Raw genomic sequence first — 19,390 nt, forward strand, 5'->3', positions numbered from 1 at the left:
GGATGAACGAGTCGACCATCCCCGGGACGCGGTCCACCGCGGAGGCGGCGCCCACAGCGGTCGCTGATCCCACCGCGGTCGCTGAGCCCGCCACCTCGCAAGCCGCGGTGGCGGCCCTCGCGGCGACCGGCCCGGGGCTGCCGTTCCTGATCGGGGTGCGCCACCACGCGCCCTCACTGGCGGCCGCCCTCCCGGCGCTGCTGGACGCGGCGGCCCCCGACGTCCTCCTCGTCGAGCTGCCCGCCGAGTTCCAGTCCTGGCTGGGCTGGCTCGCCCACGAGGAGACCGAGGCCCCGGTGGCGCTGGCCGCCGTACCCGCCGCCGTGCCCGGACCCGGCTCGGCAGGTGAACGGGGTCCGGCCTTCTACCCGTTCGCGGACTTCTCGCCGGAGCTGGTCGCTCTGCGCTGGGCGGCGAGGAACGGCGTCCCGGCGGTGGCCTGCGATCTGCCCCTGGCCGACCGGGCGTGGGCGGAGGGCGGCCCCGACACCACCACACCCCTGCCCGGGGCCGACTCCGCACCCGGGCCGGAGGAGGGGCGCGGGCTGTCCGCCGCGCTCCGGTCCCGGCTCACCGGGCGGGACGGCGATGACCTGTGGGACCGGCTGGTGGAGGCCCTCGCGCCCGGTTCGACACCCGAGGCGCTCCGCCGCGCCGCCCTGCTCACCGGTTGGGCGCTGCGTTACGAGGCCGAGGCGCGGGGCGGCGTACAGAGCACGGACCTGGCGCGCGAGGCGTGCATGCGCCGCCATGTCGCCGAGGCCCTGGCGAGCGGGCGGCGGCCCGCCGTGGTGGTGGGAGCCTTCCACACCCCGGCGCTGCTGCCGTCCGCCGCCGAGGCCATCGAAGGTCCCGCGCCGGACGGGACCGAAGCTCCGGACGGGACCGAAGCTCCGGACGGGACTGAAGCTCCGGACCGGACCGAAGCTCCGGACCGGACCGAAGCGCCGGACGGGACCGAGGCGCTGGACGCACCGGGAGCACCAGCGGCGCCGGACCGGACCGCCGCGCCCGGGTCGGGCGCGGACGGCCACACGCACGGCATCGCCGGGGCGACGGCGTGCACGGTCTCCCTGGTCCCGTACACCTACCCGCTGCTCGACTCGCGCTCCGGCTACCCGGCCGGCATCCGGGACCCGGAGTGGCAGCACACCGTCCTGGACGCCGCCGGGGACCCGGCGGCCCTGCACGAGGCGCTGATCCGCACCGCGGTCCGCGTCTGCGCAGCCCTGCGCGAACAGGGCCACCCGTACGGCCCGGCGGACGGCCGGGAGGTCGTCCGGGTGGCCGCCGACCTGGCCCGCCTGCGCGGCCTTCCCGCCCCGGGCCGCGGTGAACTCCTGGAGGCCGTGCAGACGGTGCTCGGGCGCGGCGAGACCTACGGCACGGGCCGCGCCGTGGCCCGCGCCCTCGAACGCGTACTGGTCGGAGCCCGCACCGGTCGGCCCGCACCCGCCGCTCCGCGCAGCGGACTGGGCCCCGCCGTGGAGGCAGAGACCGCGGCGCTCGCGCTTCCCGGGCCACCGGACGCGCACGAGAAGACACCGCGCGACCTCCGGCTCGACCCGGCGCGCTCCACCCTGGACCGACGCCGCGAACTGCTGCTGCGCAGGCTGAAGGTGTGCGGCATCCCCTACGCGCAGGAGCAGGAGGTGGCCGGTGCGGCGGGCGGTGAAGGGCTCACGACGCGCTGGCAGGTCCGGTGGACCCCGGCGACGGCCGCGGTGCTCACCGCGGCCGGGGCTCGCGGCGTCACTCCGGCCCAGGCGGCCGAGGGCGTGCTGCGTCAGCGGCTCGCGGCCGAGCGTGCGGAGGGCGGCCCGACGGCCGCCCAGGTCGTCGGCGGCCTGGCGGAGGCCGCCGAGTGCGGGCTCCCCGCCCTCGCCGACGAACGCCTGGCGGAACTCGCCGCCGTGCTCCCCGCGAGCGCTACCCTTCCCGAACTCCTCGCCGGGCTCGACCTGCTGGACCGCGTCGACGCCGGCCACCTGCCGGGCCTGGCCGCGCCGGACGGATCCTCCGCGCCGGACGCCACCGCCCGTGCCGCCCGCACCGCGCACGCGGCGGAACTCCTGACCTCGGCCGCGGTACGCCAGGTCGACGGCCTGACCGGCTCCGAGGACCCCGAGGACGCCCGGGCGCTGCTCGAACTGGCCCAGCGGGCCGACCGGGTGGGCGGCATCCGGCTCACCGACGCCCTCGCCCGACTGGCCGCCGACGGGACCCCGTTGATCGCCGCCGCCGCCGGAGCGGTGAGGGTGCTCACGGGCCACGAAGCGGCGGACTCCTTCGGGGGACGCGTGGCCTCCTGGGTGGACGGAGCCGTGGACAGCGTTTCCAGGGCCGCGCTCACCGCCCGCCTCACCGGTGTCCTGACGGTGGCGGGCCCACTCCTGACCGTCGGCGTCGGCGCCCTGGACCCGCTGCTGCGCCGGGTCGTCGAGCTGGACGACACCGCGTTCCTGGCCCGGCTGCCTGCCCTGCGCGGTGGCTTCGACACCCTGAGCCCGGCCGCCCGGGACCGGCTGCTGGACACCGTGGAGGAGCGGCTCGGCGAACGGGTGGACACGCTCGACTCCGACGACCCGGCCGAGCTGGCCGGCCGGACGACAGCCGACCTCGCGGCCCGCGAGCTCCTGACCGGCCTCGGCCTGCCCGTCCCCCCACCCGCGCGGGACGACCGGATCCCATCGCCGCCCAGCAGCCCCACCGCCGTACGCGAGGCCGCTTCCGTACCCGACACCGAGGCCGCACCCGACACCGCACCCGTACCCGACACCGGGACCGCACCCTTCACCGAGGCCGCGCCCGCCCCCGGGCGCTCCGCCGAGACGGCCCCCGCGCGTACGCTCGCGCCCGCCGACCGCTGGCGGCTCGTACTCGGCCGGCGTGCCGACCAGCTGCCCTCCGGGGCCGCCCGCCTGGCGACCGCTCTCGACGAGCTCTACGGCGCGGGGCACGGCGAGGGGTCCCGCGGCGGCCTGCCAGGTCACGGTGGCTCCGGACCGCGCGGCGGCCGGGAGCCGTCGTTCCCCGGCGTCCGCGAGTGGTCCGAGGAACTGGCCGCGCTGTTCGGCCCCGGCGTCCGCGAGGAGGTCCTCGCCGCCGCGGCCGTGACAGGACGGCAGGACGTCCTCGCCGAACTCGACCCGGCGGCCGCCACTCCCTCCGTGGAACTGCTCCGGACGATCCTGCGGTACGCGGGCGGGCTCCCCGAAGCCCGCCTCGCGGCGCTCCGGCCCCTGGTCCGCCACCTGGTCGACGAACTGACCCGCCGGCTCGCCACCCGGCTGCGCCCCGCCCTCACCGGCACGATGTCGGCCCGGCCCACCCGCCGCCCCGGCGGGAGGCTGGACCTGCCGCGCACCCTGCGCGCCAACCTGGCCACCGCCCGCCGGACGGCCGACGGCACGATCCAGGTGGTCCCGGAGAAGCCGGTGTTCCGCAGTCGCGCCCGCCGGTCGGCCGACTGGCGCCTGATCCTGGTCACCGATGTCTCCGGATCCATGGAGTCGTCCACGATCTGGTCCGCGCTGACCGCCTCCGTGCTCGCCGGGGTGCCGACGCTGAGCACGCATTTCCTGGCCTTCTCCACGGAGGTCGTCGATCTCACCGGCCATGTGCACGATCCCCTCTCCCTCCTGCTGGAGGTGAGTGTGGGCGGGGGCACGCACATCGCCGCCGGGCTGCGGCACGCCCGCAGCCTGATCGAGGTGCCCAGCCGCACCCTCGTCGTCGTCATCAGCGACTTCGAGGAGGGCGCACCGCTCGCCGGACTGCTGGCCGAGGTGCGGGCACTCGTGAACACCGGATGTCACGTCCTCGGGTGCGCGAGCCTCGACGACGCCGGCCGGCCCCGCTACTCGACGGGCGTCGCCGGGCAGCTCGTGGCCGCCGGTATGCCCGTGGCAGCCCTCAGCCCACTCGAACTGGCCCGCTGGATAGGGGAGAAGACCGCATGAACGAGGACCGGTTGCCGCCCGTCGCGCCGGAGGTCACGGCCACGCTCGTGGAGAACCTCTCGCCGCGGCTGCGCAAGCGGCTGGACGCGGCGGTCACCAAGCTCTGCGCCCGCCCGACGCACCGCGAAGCGGACACGGTGACGATCGAGGTCGACGACGAGACCGAGCTGCGCCTGCACGCTCCGAGCGGCGTGGTGGCGACGACGGACGCCATCACCTGCGGTTGCCTCCTCGCCCCGGCCTGCGTCCACCGCGCGGCCGCCGCCTGTGCCGCCCCCGCGGCACAGGCGCCCCCGGAGCTCGCCGACCAGCCCTCCGCGGCGGCCCCCGAACCCGCCTCCGTAACGGACTTCGCCTCCGCGAGCGGCCCCGCCTTCGTCACCGGGCCCGATCTCGTCCCCGATCCCGAGCCCGCCCCCGACTCCGCCTCCCCGCCCGAGGTGGCGAGCCCGGATCAGCGAGCCGCCGCCGAGACGCTGTGGGCGGCGGGCGCGGCCGTGCTGGAGGCCGGCGTCGACGGGGCCGGTGCCGTCGCCCAGTCGGCCCTCCTCCGCGCGGCGCACACCGCCCGGCTCCGGCGGCTGCCGCGTGCCGCCGGCGCCGCGCTGTCCGTCGTCACGCTGCTGCGCGCGGCCCGCGCCGGTGACCCGTCCTACCGCACCGCCGACCTCGTCACGGCCCTGGCCGAACTCCTGGGCACCGCGCACCGGGTGAGGACGGCGTCCGGGCCGGAGCTGGCCGCGGTCCGGGGCCGCGCGCGCCGCCCGTACAGCCCGGACGGCTCGCTGCGCCTGTACGGCCTGTTCACCGAACCCGTGGTCACCGACTCGGGCCACGGCGGCGTCCGCACCTGGGTCGCCGGATCCGACGGCCGCCTCTTCACGGTCGGCGACGTGGCGCCGGGAGGCGTCGGGCGCGCCCTGGGCGTGGCCGACCGGGCGGTCCGCCTGGGGGACAGCGCGCTCACCCACCGGGAGTTGGGCAGGGCCGGCCTGGCCGTCTCCGGGGCTACGGTCTCGCCGGACGGCAGACTGGGCGCGGGGAAGGGCGTCAAGGCCGTCACCGCCGGGGGTGCGGCGTGGACGGAGCCGCCGCTCGCGGCCCTGTGGGAGACTCCGCCGTCCGAACAGGCCGCCCGCGCCCTGCGGTCCGTCTCGCGCTACGCGGACCCCGACGGCGGCGGCAGCGACCTGCTCTTCCTGGACGTCGAAATCCTCGGCGCGCTAGGGGAGTCGGGTGGCGCCTGCCTGCTCGCACGGTGCGAGGGAGGCGGCCGGGTCCGGCTCACCGTCGCCGACGACGACCCCGCGCTGGCCCACCGCGACAACATGATGCTGCTGGCCGCGGCGCCGGGGGCACGGCTGAGGATCATCGGCCGCCTGGTGCCCGCCCCTCATCCCCGGCTCACCCTCCTCGCCTGCTCGCACCCCTCCGGCGCGGGCACGATCGACCTCGGCCTCGACCGCCTGCGCCGTGCCGACCTGCCGGACCCGAACGCCCCCGTGTACCCGGCTCCGCCCGAGCACGGAGGGTCCGGCGCGCACGCGCCCCTGTACCTCCTGGAGCGCCGGGTGGAACAGACGGTCCCTGCGGGCCGCGCCGCCCTCGGCATGCTCGGCGACGTCACCGCAGAGACCCGCCGGATCCGCCGCGCGGGTCTCCCCACGGCCGCCGGACTCCTCACCGCCCTGTGCGCCTCGGCGGCCCGACGCGACCGCGATCTGTTCGGCCGGCTGCTCCCCGCCGACACCGACGGCTTCGCCATCCACTGGCTGGCCGCCGCCCGCTACACGGCCGCCGTGGCCGAATCCCTGTGCTCGGCGGCCTGGCAACCGGCGCAGGAGGGCGTCCGGTAGGCGCTGCTGATCCCGGCCGCCCCGCCTCACGGGGTCCGAACCGCCACACGGCATCATGCAGGCATGATCACCATTCACCTGAAGTACGAGATCGACGCGGACAAGATCGAGGACTTCGAGGAGTACGGCCGCCGCTGGGTCCGGCTCGTCAACCGTTTCGGCGGAACGCACCACGGCTACTTCCTGCCCAGCGAGGGCGACAGCGACATCGCCTACGCCCTCTTCTCCTTTCCCGGCCTGGCCGCCTACGAGCAGTACCGCACGGACAGCATGTCCGACCCGGAGTGCCAGGAGGCGTTCCAACTGGCCCGTGACACCCGCTGCATCAAGCGGTACGAACGCCGCTTCCTCCGACCGCTCGACGGACTGCCCCAGGACGGGCCCCCAGAGGGGGGCGTCTAGCCGTCGTGGCCGTCGTAGCCGTCGTGGTGGCGGACCCAGTCCATGATTCCGGCCTCCTCCTGCCGCCCGAGAGGGGTCAGGTCCAGGTAGTTGAAGGTGCCGTTGAGGAGATCGGTGCCACGCGAGTACGTCGAGTAGGTGTGGAACACGCGGTCGTCCTCGCGGAGGAAGACGCTCAGGCCGTGCTGCTCGCCGCTCTCGGCCCAGGACCCGATTCCGGCCTCACGCAACTCGTCCACCGTACGGAAGTTGAAGAGGACGGGCGTCACGGATTCATCCATGGTGACGTGGAAGTCGTAGTTGAACGACGTCCCGTGGGAGGAGAACCAGGGGAAGGTCCACTCCATGCGTTCGCGGAACTTCGTGATCCGCGCGAGAGGCGCGCGCGAGACCGCCGCGAACGAGGTCCGGGCCGCGTGCAGATGCGCCAAGTGGCCGATGTTGTCGGCGAGGAGCGAGCACCCGGTACAGCCGGCCTCCCAATCGGGCGCCAGCATGAAGTGGTAGACGATGAGCTGACGACGACCGTCGAACAGATCGAGGAGGCTCGCCGGGCCGTCCGGACCGTCGAAGACGTACGGTTCGGTGACCTCCACCATCGGCAGGGCCCGCCGCCGCGCGCTGAGCGCGTCCCGCTCCCGGTCGAACTGCTTCTCCCGCGCGAGCAGTTCCTTCCGGGCCGCCAACCATTCTTCTCTCGATACGATCGCCGGACTGTTCATTCTCGGTCCTCACCGTCGTCGTACGTTTCCAGCAGCCGAAACCCTACGTGAGGAGGCGGGCGCTCTGTCTGCCGTCGTGCTCGTCCACGGCCTGTACCACCGTCCGGAGCATTTCGGCAGGGTGGCGGAACGCCTGCGGGCCGCGGGAATCGAGACCGTCGTTCCCGAGCTCCACCGAGGCTCGCTGTCCGCCGACACCGCGGCGGTCCAGGCCGCCGTCGACTCGCTGGCGGGGCCTCCGCTCCTGCTCGGCCACTCCTACGGCGGGTCGGTGATCACCGGAGTGCGCGGAGCGGGACATCTGGTCTATCTGGCGGCCTTCGTGCCGGACACCGGCGAAAGCGCGGCCACCCTGGGCGGGGCGTCGCCGCGGCTCCAGGAGGCGATCGACCCCGGGCCCGACGGGTCGACCACCCTGCGTCCCGAGCCGGCCGCCGAGGTCCTCTACGACGACTGCTCCGCGTCCCTCGCCGCCTGGGCGGTGGACCTGCTCCGTCCGCAGGCCCCCGGCTGCGGACGAGGAGTCCCGCTCCACCACGGCTGGAAGGACACGCCCTCCACCTACGTCGTCTGCGACCGGGACCGGGCCATCGACCCCGCCCTGCAACGGAGGATGGCCGCGCGCTGCACCGGGGCACGCGAGTGGCGGACGGGCCACTCCCCGTTCGTGGGGCGCCCCGGCCTCCTCGTCGAACTCCTGGAGGAACTCATACGGCGTTAACCGGTCCGTCACGGCCTCTTCCGTTCTGTTCGGTTCTCTTGGAACATCCTGTTCGCTTCTGTTCCCGTTCCCCACACTCCAAGAGGCCCCTCACTCATGGCTGATATGAATCGGCGCCGCTTCTTCCAGATAGCCGGTGCGACGGCGGGATTCGCCGCGCTGTCGGGCAGCATCGACCGCGCCGCCGCCATCCCCGCCCACCGGGCTTCCGGAACGCTCCGGGATGTCGAGCACATCGTCGTCCTGATGCAGGAGAACCGTTCCTTCGACCACTACTTCGGGGCGCTGAAAGGCGTGCGCGGGTTCGGGGACCCGCGGCCCGTGACACTGCCGAGCGGGAAGTCCGTATGGCATCAGGCCGACGCGACGGGCAAGGTGACCCTGCCGTTCCACCCGACCGCCGACGACCTGGGGATGCAGTTCCTCCAGGGCCTCAACCATGACTGGGCGGGCGGCCACCGGGCGTACAACGACGGGCGGTACGACCGCTGGATCCCGGCCAAGACGCCGACGACGATGGCCCATCTGACCCGGGACGACATCCCCTTCCACTACGCCCTCGCCGACCGGTTCACCGTGTGCGACGCCTACCACTGCTCGTTCATCGGGGCCACCGACCCCAACCGCTACTACCTCTGGTCGGGGTACACCGGCAACGACGGCGCCGGCGGCGGGCCCGTCCTCGGCAACGAGGAGCGCGGCTACGGCTGGACGACGTACCCCGAACGGCTGGAGGAAGCCGGAGTCTCCTGGAAGATCTACCAGGACATCGGCGACGGCCTGGACGGCCCCGGAGGCTGGGGCTGGATCGACGACGCCTACCGGGGCAACTACGGTGACAACTCGCTGCTCTACTTCGACGCGTACCGCAACGCCCAGCCCGGGAACCCGCTGTACGACAAGGCGCGCACCGGTACGAACGTGGCCGGCGGCGACGACTACTTCGACGGCATCGCCGCCGACGTCCGGGCCGGGACCCTCCCGCAGATCTCCTGGGTCGCCGCACCGGAGGCCTTCACCGAGCACTCCAACTTCCCCTCCAACTACGGCGCCTGGTACATCGCACGGCTGCTGGACGCGCTGACGTCCGACCCCGAGGTGTGGAGCCGGACCGCCCTCTTCATCACCTACGACGAGAACGACGGCTTCTTCGACCACGTCGTACCGCCCCATCCGCCGACCTCCGCCGACCGGGGCCTGTCCACGGCCGACACCTCGACGGAGGTGTACGCGGGCGGCGCCTCGTACGGCCCCGGTGCCTACGGACTCGGGCCGCGCGTCCCGATGCTGGTCGTCTCGCCCTGGAGCACCGGCGGCTACGTCTGCTCCGAGACCTTCGACCACACCTCGGTGCTGCGGTTCATGGAGCAGCGCTTCGGCGTGCGCGAGCCGAACATCTCACCGTGGCGGCGCGCCGTCTGCGGCGACCTGACCTCCGCCTTCGACTTCGCCCGCACCGAACCCGCCCCCGGCGACCTGCCGGACACCTCCGCCTACGAGCCCCCGGACCGCGAGCGGCACCCCGACTACCGGCCCACCCCGCCCGCCGTCGGATCCCTGCCGAAGCAGGAACCGGGCAGCCGACCCGCCAGGCCGCTCCCGTACGCCCCGTACGTCGACGGCGCCGTCGACGCGGGCACCGGGAAGATCGCGCTCACCTTCAGCCCGGGGACGGCGGCCGGCGCGCAGTTCTACGTCACCTCCGGGAACCGGACCGACGCCCCGTGGACGTACACCGCCGAGGCCGGCCGGACGGTGTCGGACGCCTGGAACTCCGCCTACTCCGGCGGCGCCCACGACCTCACCGTCCATGGCCCCAACGGCTTCCTCCGTACGTTCAGGAGCCCGGGTTCCACCGTCGGTCCCGAGGTCACCGCCCGCCACAACGACGGGAGCGGCAACCTCGACCTGACCCTCACCAACCCCGGCGACACCGAGGTCCGCCTCACCCTCTCCAACGCGGACGCCTACGGGGGAGCGAAGCGCTCGGTCAGGGTGAGGCCCGGCGCCACGGTGTCGCGCACCATGGACCTGAGGGCGGGCAGGCGCTGGTACGACGTGTCCGTCACGGCCGAGGGCGACCCGGCCTTCCTGCGCCGCTTCGCCGGTCACGTCGAGACGGGGGCCACCGGGGTCAGCGACCCGGCAACGGCCACGGGCTGACGACACGCAGGACCGGGCAGCGAAACGGCGGAGGGGCCCGGACGGTCCTCGGTCCGGGCCCCTCCGCCGGTCACGCCGGCCGGGCTGATCCGTTCAGACGGCTCCGCCGCCTCCGCCTCCGGCACCGGACGCGACCTTGATCCCGCGGGTGATCTCGTCCAGCACGGACAGCTTCGGCGCGTCCTCGTCGACGTCGAACCCGGACCGGACCACGACGAGCATGTCCTTGGAGGCGGGGGAGGGGAACACCAGCGATTCGACGTAGCCGTCGTCGCCCTTCTCCGTCACCACCTTCCAGCGCACGACGTAGCCCTTGCCGCCCGCCACCGTGACGGCCTCGGACTTCAGCTCCTCGTGCGAGGAGATCTTTCCGTAGCTCTTGCCGCCGTAGGACTCCCGGGCGTTGAGGGCGATGTCCTTCTTGGCCGCCTCCTCGGGCGTCCCCGCGGTGAGCTTCATCGCAGCCGCCGGGGCGGAGAACACCCCGCCGCGCACGCAGGTCTCGGCGGTGTCGCCGGGGCACGGGTGTTCACCCGTCGTCAGTCCGGCGCCGACCGCCCCGGAGGTGCCCTTCCACCCCTTGGGCACCGGAAGGCTGATCCCCGCCGCCAGGTCCGTGGCGAAGCCCGGCTCGGTCGGCGGGAGCCCGTCACCGGGTCCCTGACCGTCTTCGTTCCCCCCGCCGTTCCCGCCGTCGCCCTCCTGGCCGTTCTTCTCGCCGTCGTCCGGCGCGCCCGGTGGATCGGGGACGGCGGACGGCGAGGAGGCCGCCGTGCCGGGCCGACCGTCGTCGTCCTCGCCCAGCAGGTACACACCGCCTCCGATGGCGGCGAGCACCACCGCGCCGACCGTCACACCGACGCCGATGCGGATCCCGCGACGGCGCGCCGCGCCGGGCGACGCGCGGACGTGGCCGGTCCACTGCGTTCCGTCCCACCAGCGTTCCTGGGCGGGGCCATTGCCTGAGTGCCCGGGGTCTGGATGCCAGCCGGGCGGGGTCATCTGGGTCACGGGGGCACCCTATGCGGATCGGCTGAGAATCACATGAACTGCCCGCGCTCGCGGTCCTGTGAGGTCAGGGCTCGATCAGGCCGGCGCGGATCGCGTAACGGGTGAGTTCCAGGCGGTCGCGCAGGCCGAGCTTCTGGAGCAGGTTGGCGCGGTGCCGCTCCACGGTCTTGACGCTGATGACGAGCAACTCGGCGATCTCCTTGGAGGAGTGCCCCTCGGCGACCAGCTTGAGGATCTCCTCCTCGCGCTCCGTGATGGTCCGTGCCGGCAGGTCCTCGCCGTCCTTGACCCGGTCGAGGAAATTGCGGATGAGGGCGGTCACCGCGCCCGGGTAGAGGAACGGCTCGTCGCGCATGGCCGCCCGGCAGGCCTCCACCAGGTCCCGGTCCGCGACCGACTTCAGGACGTACCCCGCCGCCCCCGCCCTCAACGCCTCGAAGAAATACTGCTCGTTGTCGTACATCGTGAGCATCAGGATGCGCACGCCCGGCATGACCCGGGACAGCTCGCGCGCCGCCTGGAGCCCGGTCAGGCGGGGCATCGCGATATCCAGAATGACCAGGTCGGGCCGTTCGGCGCGGGCCATCTCGATGGCCTCGGCGCCGTCACCGGCCTCGGCGACGACCGACAGGTCCGGTTCGCCGTCGAGGATCAGCCGGACGCCGCGACGCACGAGCGCGTGGTCGTCGGCCAGCAGGATGCGGGTCGGAGCGGTCGCGCCCCTGGTAGGCGTGGCGATGGACGGCGAGGTGGGCATGGTCACTTGCTTCCGTTCGGGACGGGCACGTCGAGACGTACTTCGGTGCCGCCCCGCGGACCCGGACCGAGGAAGACCTCGGCCCCGATCAGCAGGGCGCGTTCGCGCATACCGCGCAGGCCGGCCCCCTCCGGGGCGTCCCCGAGGCCGCGGCCGTCGTCGCGGATGAGCAGTTCCACTCCACCGGGGTTGCGCCCCAGCGAGAGGTCGAGCCGGGTGGCGCGGGCGTGCCGGACCGTGTTGGTGAGGGCTTCCTGCGCGATCCGGTAGACGACCAGTTCGGCCTCGGCGCCCAACTCGGGCAGGTCCTTTCCCATCCGGCGGCGGATCGTCAGCCCGTCCGGCGTCGGGGTCTCGGTGATCAGCGCCGTCAGCGCGCTCACCAGGCCCAGTTCCTCCAGCACCCCGGGCCGCAGCCGGCGCGCGATCCGGCGGATCTCGTCGAGCGACCCCCGGGTGATCTCCTGGACCTGGCGCAACTCGCCGCGCAGCGGCTCCGGGGCCTGGTCGGCGACCCGCTTCAACTCCAGCAGGACCGCGGTCAGCGTCTGCCCGACCTCGTCGTGCAGCTCCTGCGCCACGCGGCGGCGCTCGGCCTCCTGCGCGGAGAGCGCGCGGGCGCTGCTGGTGGCCCGCTCGGCCTCCAGCCGGTCCAGCATCGTGTTGAACGTCTCGATCAGCGCGGCGATCTCACCGTGCCCCGCGACCTCGGGCCGTGGGCTCGGGCGCAGCAGGTCGGTGGTCGTCATCGCACGGGTGACCCGCTGGAGCGGGAAGAGGCCGAGCCGGAGCAGCGCCGCGTTGGCGGCGAGCATGAAGGCGATGCCGCCGGTCAGGATCATGGCCTCGGTCAGCAGGACCGGCGTGGAGACGGTGATCGGCCCGAGCAGCAGCAGGGCGCCGGCCGCCACGAGCACGGCGGCGTTGAGCAGGAAGATCCGCCAGAACAGGGACAAGGTCGAACGGCTCCTCGGGAGGTCGGGTCGCACGGGCGGGCTGACAGCCGTGCCGACAGCCTCCACTATCCCCGCTGCGCGGGTGGGCCGGGGCCGTCGCCGCCCGGACCTGCCACTCCGACGCCCCGCGCGCGCCCGGTCTGCATGGTGCGCACCCCCGGATATGGGTGCTGCCCCCGATGGTCCCCCGAGCCCTCGCCGGACGATCATGAGGCCCAGGGCCCCAGGGGCCCTGCCCCGTGTCGCACCGCGGGGGCCGGGCCTTCAGGAGGCGAGAGGGTTTCCGTACCGGGAGGGAGACACCATGCCCACGTACGACGAGCGGCTGCGTGATCTGGAGGAGCAGCTGCGTCACGACGATCCCGAGTTCGCCGAGGCGATGTCCGGCGGCACCCCGCGCACCCCGCGCGAGTACCGCCGCCGCAACGCCTGGCTGTGGCTCGCCGTCGGGCTCGCCGCACTGGGCACCGGCATCGCCGTGGGCCACGGTCTCCTGATCGCCGCCGGTCTGGTCGTGTCCGGAGCGGCGGCCCAGCTCTTCGACCCGCAGCGCGGACGCCTGCACGGGCGGGACATCCCCGGCACGCGCTGACCCGCGCCCCCCGCTCCGGGGCGGTGTCCCGCATGCACCGCCCCGCCCTCCACCGCCCTTCACCCGGGACCTCCGGCGGGGCTTTCGCGCGTACGGGAGGGAGGAGCGCTGCCCGTGAGGTCGGACCGTACGGACAGCGGTCCGGTCAACGCGGTGAGGTCTGACCACACGTTCAGGTCTGACCACCGGCTGAGGTCCGACCACATGCTTCGTGTGACATAGGCTGCATGTCCGGAACCGGCCGAGGCAGGGAGTGACGGATGCCCGTCGAATGGCAGCCCGTGCGACAGTCCCGCACCCATGAGCTCGTGCTCCGCAGCATCGAGGAACGGGTCTTCGCCGGAGAGCTCCGCGCCGGTGACCGGCTGCCGCCCGAACGCGAACTGGCTCCGGTGCTCGGCGTCAGCCGCTCCGCCCTGCGCGAGGCGCTCCGGGTGCTGGAGACCATCGGCGTCCTGGTGGCCCAGCCCGGCCGGGGACCCGACGCCGGGGCCCGCATCGTGCGCAACCCGGACGACGCCCTGGGCCGGCTGCTCCGTCTCCACTTCGCCCTCGGCAGCTACAGCCTCCAGGACGTCCTGGAGGCCCGAGTGGTCCTGGAGCGGTCCAGCTTCGAGGCCGCCGCCTGCCACGCACCGGCCGAGGACCTCGACGAGGCGGCGGAGCTGGTGGCGGGCATGGCGGAGCCGGGCATCGGGGTGAGCGGCTTCAACGACCTCGACACCCGCTTCCACGTGCTCATCGCCCGCAGTTCCGGCAACGCCCTGACCTCCACGCTCACCTCCGCCGTACGCGAGTCCGTGCGGCCGCTCATCCTGCGCGCCCTGGAAGCCGCCGAGGACTGGCCGGCCACCGCTCGCGCTCTCAACGCCGAGCACGGAGCCCTCCTCGCTCTGGTGGGGGAGGAGCGGGGCGGAGAAGCCGCGGACCTGGTGGAGCGGCACATCCGGGGACTGCACGGGACTCTCGTGGAGGGCCCCGGCGCCGTCTAGGAGCCGTGCCGGCTCCGCACGGCCCACGGCCCACGGCCCACGGCGTCGCGCGCGTCGCGCGCTGTACCGGACGACACGCAACGCGGAGTTCCTTTCAAAGGCCCGCGCCTAGTATGGTCCGACCATAGAAACCTCATAGTGAAACGCGACGGACACCGACCGTGGCGGCCGACAGTCGCGGCCGATCCGCCGCGGAGAACCCGACCGGGGAGGCTCCATGCGCATCGGACTCTTCGCCACCTGTCTGGGAGACACGCTCTTCCCCGACGCGGTGAAGGCCACCGCGATCCTGCTCACGCGCCTGGGCCACGACGTGGTGTTCCCACCGGACCAGACCTGCTGCGGGCAGATGCACATCAACACCGGCTACCAGCGCGAACCGGTGCCCCTGGTGCGTGGCTTCGCGGACGGGTTCGGCGACGCCTCGATCGAGGCGGTCGTGATGCCCTCGGGCTCGTGCGCCGGTTCCGTCCGGCACCAGCACCGGATGGTCGCCGACCGCTACGGTGACGCCGCGCTCCGCGCCGGGGTGGACGCCGTCGCCGCGAAGACGTACGAGCTCTCCGAACTCCTCGTGGACGTCCTCGGCGTCACCCGGGTCGGCGCGTACTTCCCGCACCGGGTGACGTACCACCCCACCTGCCACTCCCTGCGGATGCTCCGGGTCGGCGACAAGCCCCTCCGGCTCCTGCGCGCGGTCGAGGGCATCGACCTCGTCGAGCTGCCGGGGGCCGACTCCTGCTGCGGATTCGGCGGCACCTTCGCGCTGAAGAACGCCGAGACGTCCACGGCGATGCTCCACGACAAGACGGCGAGCATCGCGGCCACCGGGGCGGAGGTGTGCACAGCGGGGGACTCCTCCTGCCTGATGCACATCGGCGGCGGGCTCTCCCGGATCAGGTCCGGGACCCGCACCCTGCACCTCGCCCGGATCCTGGCCGCGACCCGCACCACGCCCGACGTCCTGACGGAGGCCACCGCATGAGCACGTTCCTCGGCATGCCCGCCCCGCCGCCCCGCTCCCCGTACGGCACCGGCAACCTCCGCGGCGACCGGGCCTTCCCCCGCGCCGCCCACGACGGACTGGGCAACGGCCAACTCCGCCGCAACCTCGGCCGTGCCACCGGCACCATCCGTGCCAAACGCCTGGACGTCACCGGCGAACTGCCCGACTGGGAGGCCCTGCGGGAGGCCGGCTCCGCCATCAAGACCGACGCCATGAACCGGCTGCCCGAACTCCTCGAACAACTGGAGCGCGAGGTCACCGAGCGCGGCGGCACCGTGCACTGGGCGCGCGACGCCGACGAGGCCAACGAGATCGTCGCCCGGCTCGTGCGGGCCACGGGCAGCGACGAGGTCATCAAGGTCAAGTCGATGGCCACCCAGGAGACCGGGCTCAACGAGCACCTGGAGTCCGTCGGCATCACCCCGTACGAGACCGACCTCGCCGAGCTCATCGTGCAGCTCGCCCACGACAGGCCCTCACACATCCTGGTGCCCGCGATCCACCGCAACCGGGACGAGATCCGGCAGATCTTCCTCGACCGGATCCCCGGCGTCGACCCCGGCCTGGACAACGTCCCCGCCCACCTCGCCGCCGCAGCCCGCCGCTACCTCCGCGAGAAGTTCCTCACGGCGAAGGTCGCCGTCTCCGGCGCCAACTTCGGTGTCGCCGAGACCGGCACGCTCGCCGTCGTCGAGTCGGAGGGCAACGGACGCATGTGTCTGACCCTGCCCGAGACGCTCATCACCGTGATGGGCATCGAGAAGGTGATCCCGCGCTACCAGGACCTGGAGGTCTTCCTCCAGCTCCTGCCCCGCTCCTCCACAGGGGAGCGGATGAACCCCTACACCTCGCTGTGGACCGGAGTGACGCCCGGCGACGGTCCGCGCGACTTCCACCTGGTCCTCCTCGACAACGGCCGCACCGCCGCCCTCGCCGACGCCATCGGACGCGCGGCCCTCAACTGCATCCGCTGCTCCGCCTGCCTCAACGTCTGCCCGGTCTACGAGCGGACCGGCGGCCACGCCTACGGTTCGACCTACCCCGGGCCCATCGGCGCCGTCCTCACGCCGCAACTGGCCGGAATGCACGCGGCGAAGGACGACCCGAACAACTCCCTGCCGTATGCCTCCAGCCTCTGCGGGGCCTGCTTCGACGCCTGCCCCGTGAAGATCGACATTCCCTCGCTGCTGGTGGAGCTGCGCCACCAGCACACGGAACGGACCGGCGTCACACCGGAGAGACTGGCGATGAGGGCGGCCGCCGCCGTGATGCGCCGCCCGGCCCTGTACACCGCCGCGCAGAAGGCGTCCGGGCTCGGCCGCGTCATCGCGGGGCGCGACGGGACGATCTCCCGGCTGCCCCCGCCCCTCAGCGGCTGGAGCGACAGCCGCGACACCGCGGCCCCGCCCCGGGAGACCTTCCGCTCCTGGTTCGCCTCCGAGGAGGGCACGGCCGCCCTGCGGGCCGCCGCGGCCGAACACGACGCCGCGACCCGCGGCGGACACGGCACCACAGCCCCCGGCGGCGACCACGACGAGGAGGACGCGACATGACGCAGGCCCGCGACACCGTGCTGGGCCGGATCCGCGACGCCCTCGCGCTGGCCCCGACGCCCGCCGCCGTCGTCCCGCGCGACTACCGCACCGGCCGCACCCTGCCCGACGCGGAACGCCTCGCCCTGTTCACCGACCGGCTCCTCGACTACAGGGCGCGGGTGCACCCCTGTACGGCCGACCGCACCGCCGAGGGCGTCGGCGACCTCCTGAGGGAGTACGGCGTCCGCCGGATCGGGGTGCCCGCCGGGCTGGACGCGCGCTGGCTCGCCCGGTACGACGGCGAGGTGCGGCAGGACGACGCCGCCGTCCCGCCCTCACGACTGGACGAACTGGACGCGGTGGTGACGGCGTCGGCCGCCGCCTGTGCCGAGACCGGCACGATCTTCCTGGACGGCTCGCCCGGCCAGGGCCGCCGGGCGCTGTCCCTCGTCCCCGATCTGCACCTCTGCGTCGTTGACCTCTCCACCGTCGAGGTGGGTGTGCCCGAGGCGGTGGCGCGCCTGGTGCCCGAACGGCCGACGACGCTGATCAGCGGCCCGTCCGCCACTTCCGACATCGAGCTGGAGCGGGTGGAGGGCGTGCACGGTCCCCGGACCCTGGTGGTGGTGATCCGTACGGACGCGTAGCGCCGGGCCTCTCGTCGGATCAAGCCGGGCCCCCCGGTCCGGCCCGGTCCGGCCCGGTCCGGCCAAAGGTCCGGCGGGCCCGATCCGATCCGAACGACGGCCTCAGGCGGCGGTGCCCGGCGGCCCGTGATCCACCGTCACCGCCGCACCGCCGAAGGTGATCCGCGTCCGCGCCCCGTCCTGCGCCCAGCGGACCTCGACCGTGGAGCCGGACACCACCACCCCGCCCACGGCCTCGGCGGGCTCCGGGGCGGCTTCCGGATCGGCGGTGAGGGAGGCCACGGCGACCAGGACCACCGTGCCGGTCACCTCGGCGGCGAGCCGGGGCACGGTCGCCCAAGGAGTGAACGCCGTTCCCTGCGGGGCCCGTACGTCCTCGGCGCCTTCCCAGCCGTACAGCCCCCGCAACCGCGAGCGAACCGTGCCACCGGGGCCGGTCGCCCAGCCCGTCAGCTCGGCCCGCGCCCCGTCCGGCGCGCCCACCACCCGGTGCACCCGCAGCTCATGGCAGCCCCGCGCCACGATCACGCTCTCCACCCGCAGCCCGGGGACGGTGGACGGGCCCGCCGGAAACACCGGCAGGTGCCAGGAGGCCGCCCAGCCCCAGCCGTCGCCATGCCCCGACCCGAGCGGATGGATGCGCCGCCGTGCGCTGCGCGCCCCGCCGACCGTCACCGACAGATGGTTGTCCGCGGTGTTCGCCGCCGAGGTCGGCCCGGTCACGGTGGAGTACGCGAGCCGCGCGTAGTGCGGGTCCTCGTCGGCGGCGGACTCACCCTCGTCCGGGCGGACATGGTCGCTGCCGTGGTTGTGCAGCCGCACCACACCGTCCGCCCGCGTCGACTGCACCAGGAAGCCCGCGGCCGGCACGGACAGCACCCGGTCGGGACCCTCGCTCGGGGCGGCCTCCTCCGGCGACGACCACAAAGGATGCTCGGCGGGAGCCAACAGCGACACGAACGCCTTCGACGCCCAATAAGGAGACGCGGGACCGGAGTAGGTCTGCAGCGTCGCCGCGTGCGGGCCGTGCCAGCCGAGGCCCAACAGACCGCTCCCGTCGACCGCGCCCCGCTCCAGGAAGTACCGCAGCGCCCCGCTGACCACCCGCCGGGACGCTCCCGGGGCGAGCGGCGTGTGCCCGGTCACCGCGCCCAGACCCACACCCGCGCTCGCGGCGAAGCGATAGGTCAGCGAGCGCCCGAAGTACAGCGGCGCCCCGTCACCGCCGAACATCAGCGAGAGGCTCTCCAGATGTTCGCGCAACCGCGCCCCGTGCCGCGCCGACTCCCGCGCGTCGCCCGACAGATGGGCGTCGAGCAGCGGATACAGGTGCAGCGCCCAGCCGTTGTAGTGGTCGAAGGCGCGCCCGTCCCCGTCGGCGTACCAGCCGTCACCCCGGTACCAGCGCTCCAGCAGCTCCAGCGCCCGCTCCCGGGCCCGTGCCGTCTCCGCGTCGCCCCGGCCCACCGACTCCAGGAACCCGGCGACGGTGTAGGGGAAGAGGTACCAGTTGTTGCCCGACGGGACGTGCCGTAGCGCGCCCCGCAGCCAGTGCTCCGCCCGGTCCCGTACGTCGGGCGTCAGCCGGTCCCAGAGCCAGGGCCGGGTGAGCCGCAGACCGAGGGCCACCGAGGCGGACTCCACCATGGGCTGCCCCTGCACGTCGTGGTCCAGGATCAGCGGCCAGGACTCCGCGTCGTCCCCGCCCGGTGTCCGCGTACCGGCGTCGAGCCCCTCCGCGTACCGTTCCAGCAGGCCGTTCGGGTCCTTGCCGCCCGCCCCCGCCACCCGGAAACCGGCCGCCAGGAACGTGCGCGCGTACCCCTCCAGCCCATCGGAGCGGACGCCCGAGTGCGACGGGGGACCGGGCAGGTCGAGCCGGGCGCCACCCGGCGTGGCCCACTTCCACGCGGCCTCCAGCATTCCGTCGGCTGCCGCCTCCCAGTGGGCGCGGGTGTATCCGGTGTACGGGCTCGACGCGCGGTCTTCCGGGGGCAGGTCGAAGGGGGCACCAAGCGAGACGGTCATGCGGGGATCCTGAGCGAATGATCGAAGAGGGTCAAGAGAC

Annotated in this window: 15 protein-coding genes; 10 read left to right on the forward strand and 5 right to left on the reverse strand. The window is 73.9% G+C overall.

The genetic code is table 11. The annotated features are described in order from the left end of the window. Positions 1 to 2: 2 nt before the first annotated feature. From OG245_RS33870 to OG245_RS33880, 3 genes are all read left to right on the forward strand, one after another. A complete protein-coding gene (locus tag OG245_RS33870) occupies positions 3 to 3,962 on the forward strand; it encodes a DUF5682 family protein (protein ID WP_371627153.1) in 3,960 nt (1,319 codons plus the stop codon). Next, on the forward strand, positions 3,959 to 5,818 hold the full coding sequence (locus OG245_RS33875; RefSeq protein ID WP_371627154.1) for a hypothetical protein: 1,860 nt from the start codon (positions 3,959 to 3,961) through the stop codon (positions 5,816 to 5,818). Before OG245_RS33870 ends, OG245_RS33875 begins: the two co-directional genes overlap by 4 nt. Before the next feature lie 63 nt (positions 5,819 to 5,881). Beyond that, positions 5,882 to 6,220, forward strand: a complete 339-nt coding sequence (locus OG245_RS33880; protein WP_371627155.1) for an NIPSNAP family protein — start codon at positions 5,882 to 5,884, stop codon at positions 6,218 to 6,220. Here the strand turns inward: OG245_RS33880 and OG245_RS33885 are convergent. Next, positions 6,217 to 6,942, reverse strand: coding sequence for a DUF899 domain-containing protein (locus OG245_RS33885; RefSeq protein WP_371627156.1), 726 nt, complete (start codon positions 6,940 to 6,942; stop codon positions 6,217 to 6,219). The genes OG245_RS33880 and OG245_RS33885 overlap by 4 nt on opposite strands. Before the next feature lie 64 nt (positions 6,943 to 7,006). Here OG245_RS33885 and OG245_RS33890 point away from each other — a divergent pair, with 64 nt between their 5' ends. Together OG245_RS33890 and OG245_RS33895 are read left to right on the forward strand one after the other, a co-directional pair. Then, positions 7,007 to 7,663: an alpha/beta hydrolase gene (locus OG245_RS33890; protein WP_371628062.1), complete on the forward strand. Its 657-nt coding sequence runs from the start codon at positions 7,007 to 7,009 to the stop codon at positions 7,661 to 7,663. A 96-nt stretch (positions 7,664 to 7,759) separates the two neighbouring features. Beyond that, the gene (locus OG245_RS33895) at positions 7,760 to 9,826 is read left to right on the forward strand and encodes a phosphocholine-specific phospholipase C (RefSeq protein WP_371627157.1); all 2,067 of its coding nucleotides are present in this window, start codon (positions 7,760 to 7,762) and stop codon (positions 9,824 to 9,826) included. Positions 9,827 to 9,919: 93 nt separating this feature from the next. Here OG245_RS33895 and OG245_RS33900 read toward each other — a convergent pair whose 3' ends face one another. From OG245_RS33900 to OG245_RS33910, 3 genes are all read right to left on the reverse strand, one after another. Next, positions 9,920 to 10,828, reverse strand: coding sequence for a DUF2510 domain-containing protein (locus tag OG245_RS33900; protein ID WP_371628063.1), 909 nt, complete (start codon positions 10,826 to 10,828; stop codon positions 9,920 to 9,922). Between the two features lie 73 nt (positions 10,829 to 10,901). Next, a complete protein-coding gene (locus OG245_RS33905) occupies positions 10,902 to 11,594 on the reverse strand; it encodes a response regulator (protein ID WP_371627158.1) in 693 nt (230 codons plus the stop codon). A 2-nt stretch (positions 11,595 to 11,596) separates the two neighbouring features. Continuing rightward, on the reverse strand, positions 11,597 to 12,550 hold the full coding sequence (locus tag OG245_RS33910) for a HAMP domain-containing sensor histidine kinase (RefSeq protein ID WP_371627159.1): 954 nt from the start codon (positions 12,548 to 12,550) through the stop codon (positions 11,597 to 11,599). Positions 12,551 to 12,854: 304 nt separating this feature from the next. Here OG245_RS33910 and OG245_RS33915 point away from each other — a divergent pair, with 304 nt between their 5' ends. The 5 genes from OG245_RS33915 to OG245_RS33935 all read left to right on the forward strand — a co-directional run bounded on the left by OG245_RS33915 (position 12,855) and on the right by OG245_RS33935 (position 17,322). After that, a complete protein-coding gene (locus OG245_RS33915) occupies positions 12,855 to 13,142 on the forward strand; it encodes a DUF3040 domain-containing protein (RefSeq protein WP_371627160.1) in 288 nt (95 codons plus the stop codon). Positions 13,143 to 13,402: 260 nt separating this feature from the next. After that, positions 13,403 to 14,134 carry a FadR/GntR family transcriptional regulator gene (locus OG245_RS33920; protein WP_371627161.1) on the forward strand — a complete coding sequence of 244 codons (732 nt, stop codon included), beginning with the start codon at positions 13,403 to 13,405 and terminating at the stop codon, positions 14,132 to 14,134. 217 nt (positions 14,135 to 14,351) lie between these two features. After that, entirely contained in the window at positions 14,352 to 15,119 is a 768-nt protein-coding gene (locus OG245_RS33925; RefSeq protein WP_371627162.1) for a (Fe-S)-binding protein, read from the forward strand. Further along, positions 15,116 to 16,693: a lactate utilization protein B gene (locus OG245_RS33930; protein ID WP_371627163.1), complete on the forward strand. Its 1,578-nt coding sequence runs from the start codon at positions 15,116 to 15,118 to the stop codon at positions 16,691 to 16,693. Before OG245_RS33925 ends, OG245_RS33930 begins: the two co-directional genes overlap by 4 nt. Beyond that, on the forward strand, positions 16,690 to 17,322 hold the full coding sequence (locus tag OG245_RS33935) for a lactate utilization protein C (protein ID WP_371627164.1): 633 nt from the start codon (positions 16,690 to 16,692) through the stop codon (positions 17,320 to 17,322). The genes OG245_RS33930 and OG245_RS33935 overlap by 4 nt, the downstream gene beginning before the upstream one ends. A gap of 102 nt (positions 17,323 to 17,424) precedes the next feature. On the opposite strand, the gene OG245_RS33940 is transcribed toward OG245_RS33935, so the two are convergent. After that, positions 17,425 to 19,350 (reverse strand): DUF2264 domain-containing protein, encoded by a 1,926-nt coding sequence (locus tag OG245_RS33940; protein WP_371627165.1) that lies wholly within the window; start codon positions 19,348 to 19,350, stop codon positions 17,425 to 17,427. Positions 19,351 to 19,390 lie beyond the last annotated feature (40 nt).

Origin of the sequence: Streptomyces sp. NBC_01116 (assembly GCF_041435495.1) — a bacterium.
Classification (GTDB): Bacteria; Actinomycetota; Actinomycetes; order Streptomycetales; family Streptomycetaceae; genus Streptomyces.

What these genes read in the sequence shown, in the direction of transcription:
- OG245_RS33905 (WP_371627158.1), bottom strand. Translation starts at nt 11,594, where the DNA reads ATGCCCACCTCGCCGTCCATCGCCACGCCTACCAGGGGCGCGACCGCT.
- OG245_RS33875 (WP_371627154.1), top strand. Translation starts at nt 3,959, where the DNA reads ATGAACGAGGACCGGTTGCCGCCCGTCGCGCCGGAGGTCACGGCCACG.
- OG245_RS33900 (WP_371628063.1), bottom strand. Translation starts at nt 10,828, where the DNA reads ATGACCCCGCCCGGCTGGCATCCAGACCCCGGGCACTCAGGCAATGGC.
- OG245_RS33940 (WP_371627165.1), bottom strand. Translation starts at nt 19,350, where the DNA reads ATGACCGTCTCGCTTGGTGCCCCCTTCGACCTGCCCCCGGAAGACCGC.
- OG245_RS33885 (WP_371627156.1), bottom strand. Translation starts at nt 6,942, where the DNA reads ATGAACAGTCCGGCGATCGTATCGAGAGAAGAATGGTTGGCGGCCCGG.
- OG245_RS33935 (WP_371627164.1), top strand. Translation starts at nt 16,690, where the DNA reads ATGACGCAGGCCCGCGACACCGTGCTGGGCCGGATCCGCGACGCCCTC.
- OG245_RS33870 (WP_371627153.1), top strand. Translation starts at nt 3, where the DNA reads ATGAACGAGTCGACCATCCCCGGGACGCGGTCCACCGCGGAGGCGGCG.
- OG245_RS33895 (WP_371627157.1), top strand. Translation starts at nt 7,760, where the DNA reads ATGGCTGATATGAATCGGCGCCGCTTCTTCCAGATAGCCGGTGCGACG.
- OG245_RS33920 (WP_371627161.1), top strand. Translation starts at nt 13,403, where the DNA reads ATGCCCGTCGAATGGCAGCCCGTGCGACAGTCCCGCACCCATGAGCTC.
- OG245_RS33930 (WP_371627163.1), top strand. Translation starts at nt 15,116, where the DNA reads ATGAGCACGTTCCTCGGCATGCCCGCCCCGCCGCCCCGCTCCCCGTAC.
- OG245_RS33880 (WP_371627155.1), top strand. Translation starts at nt 5,882, where the DNA reads ATGATCACCATTCACCTGAAGTACGAGATCGACGCGGACAAGATCGAG.
- OG245_RS33925 (WP_371627162.1), top strand. Translation starts at nt 14,352, where the DNA reads ATGCGCATCGGACTCTTCGCCACCTGTCTGGGAGACACGCTCTTCCCC.
- OG245_RS33915 (WP_371627160.1), top strand. Translation starts at nt 12,855, where the DNA reads ATGCCCACGTACGACGAGCGGCTGCGTGATCTGGAGGAGCAGCTGCGT.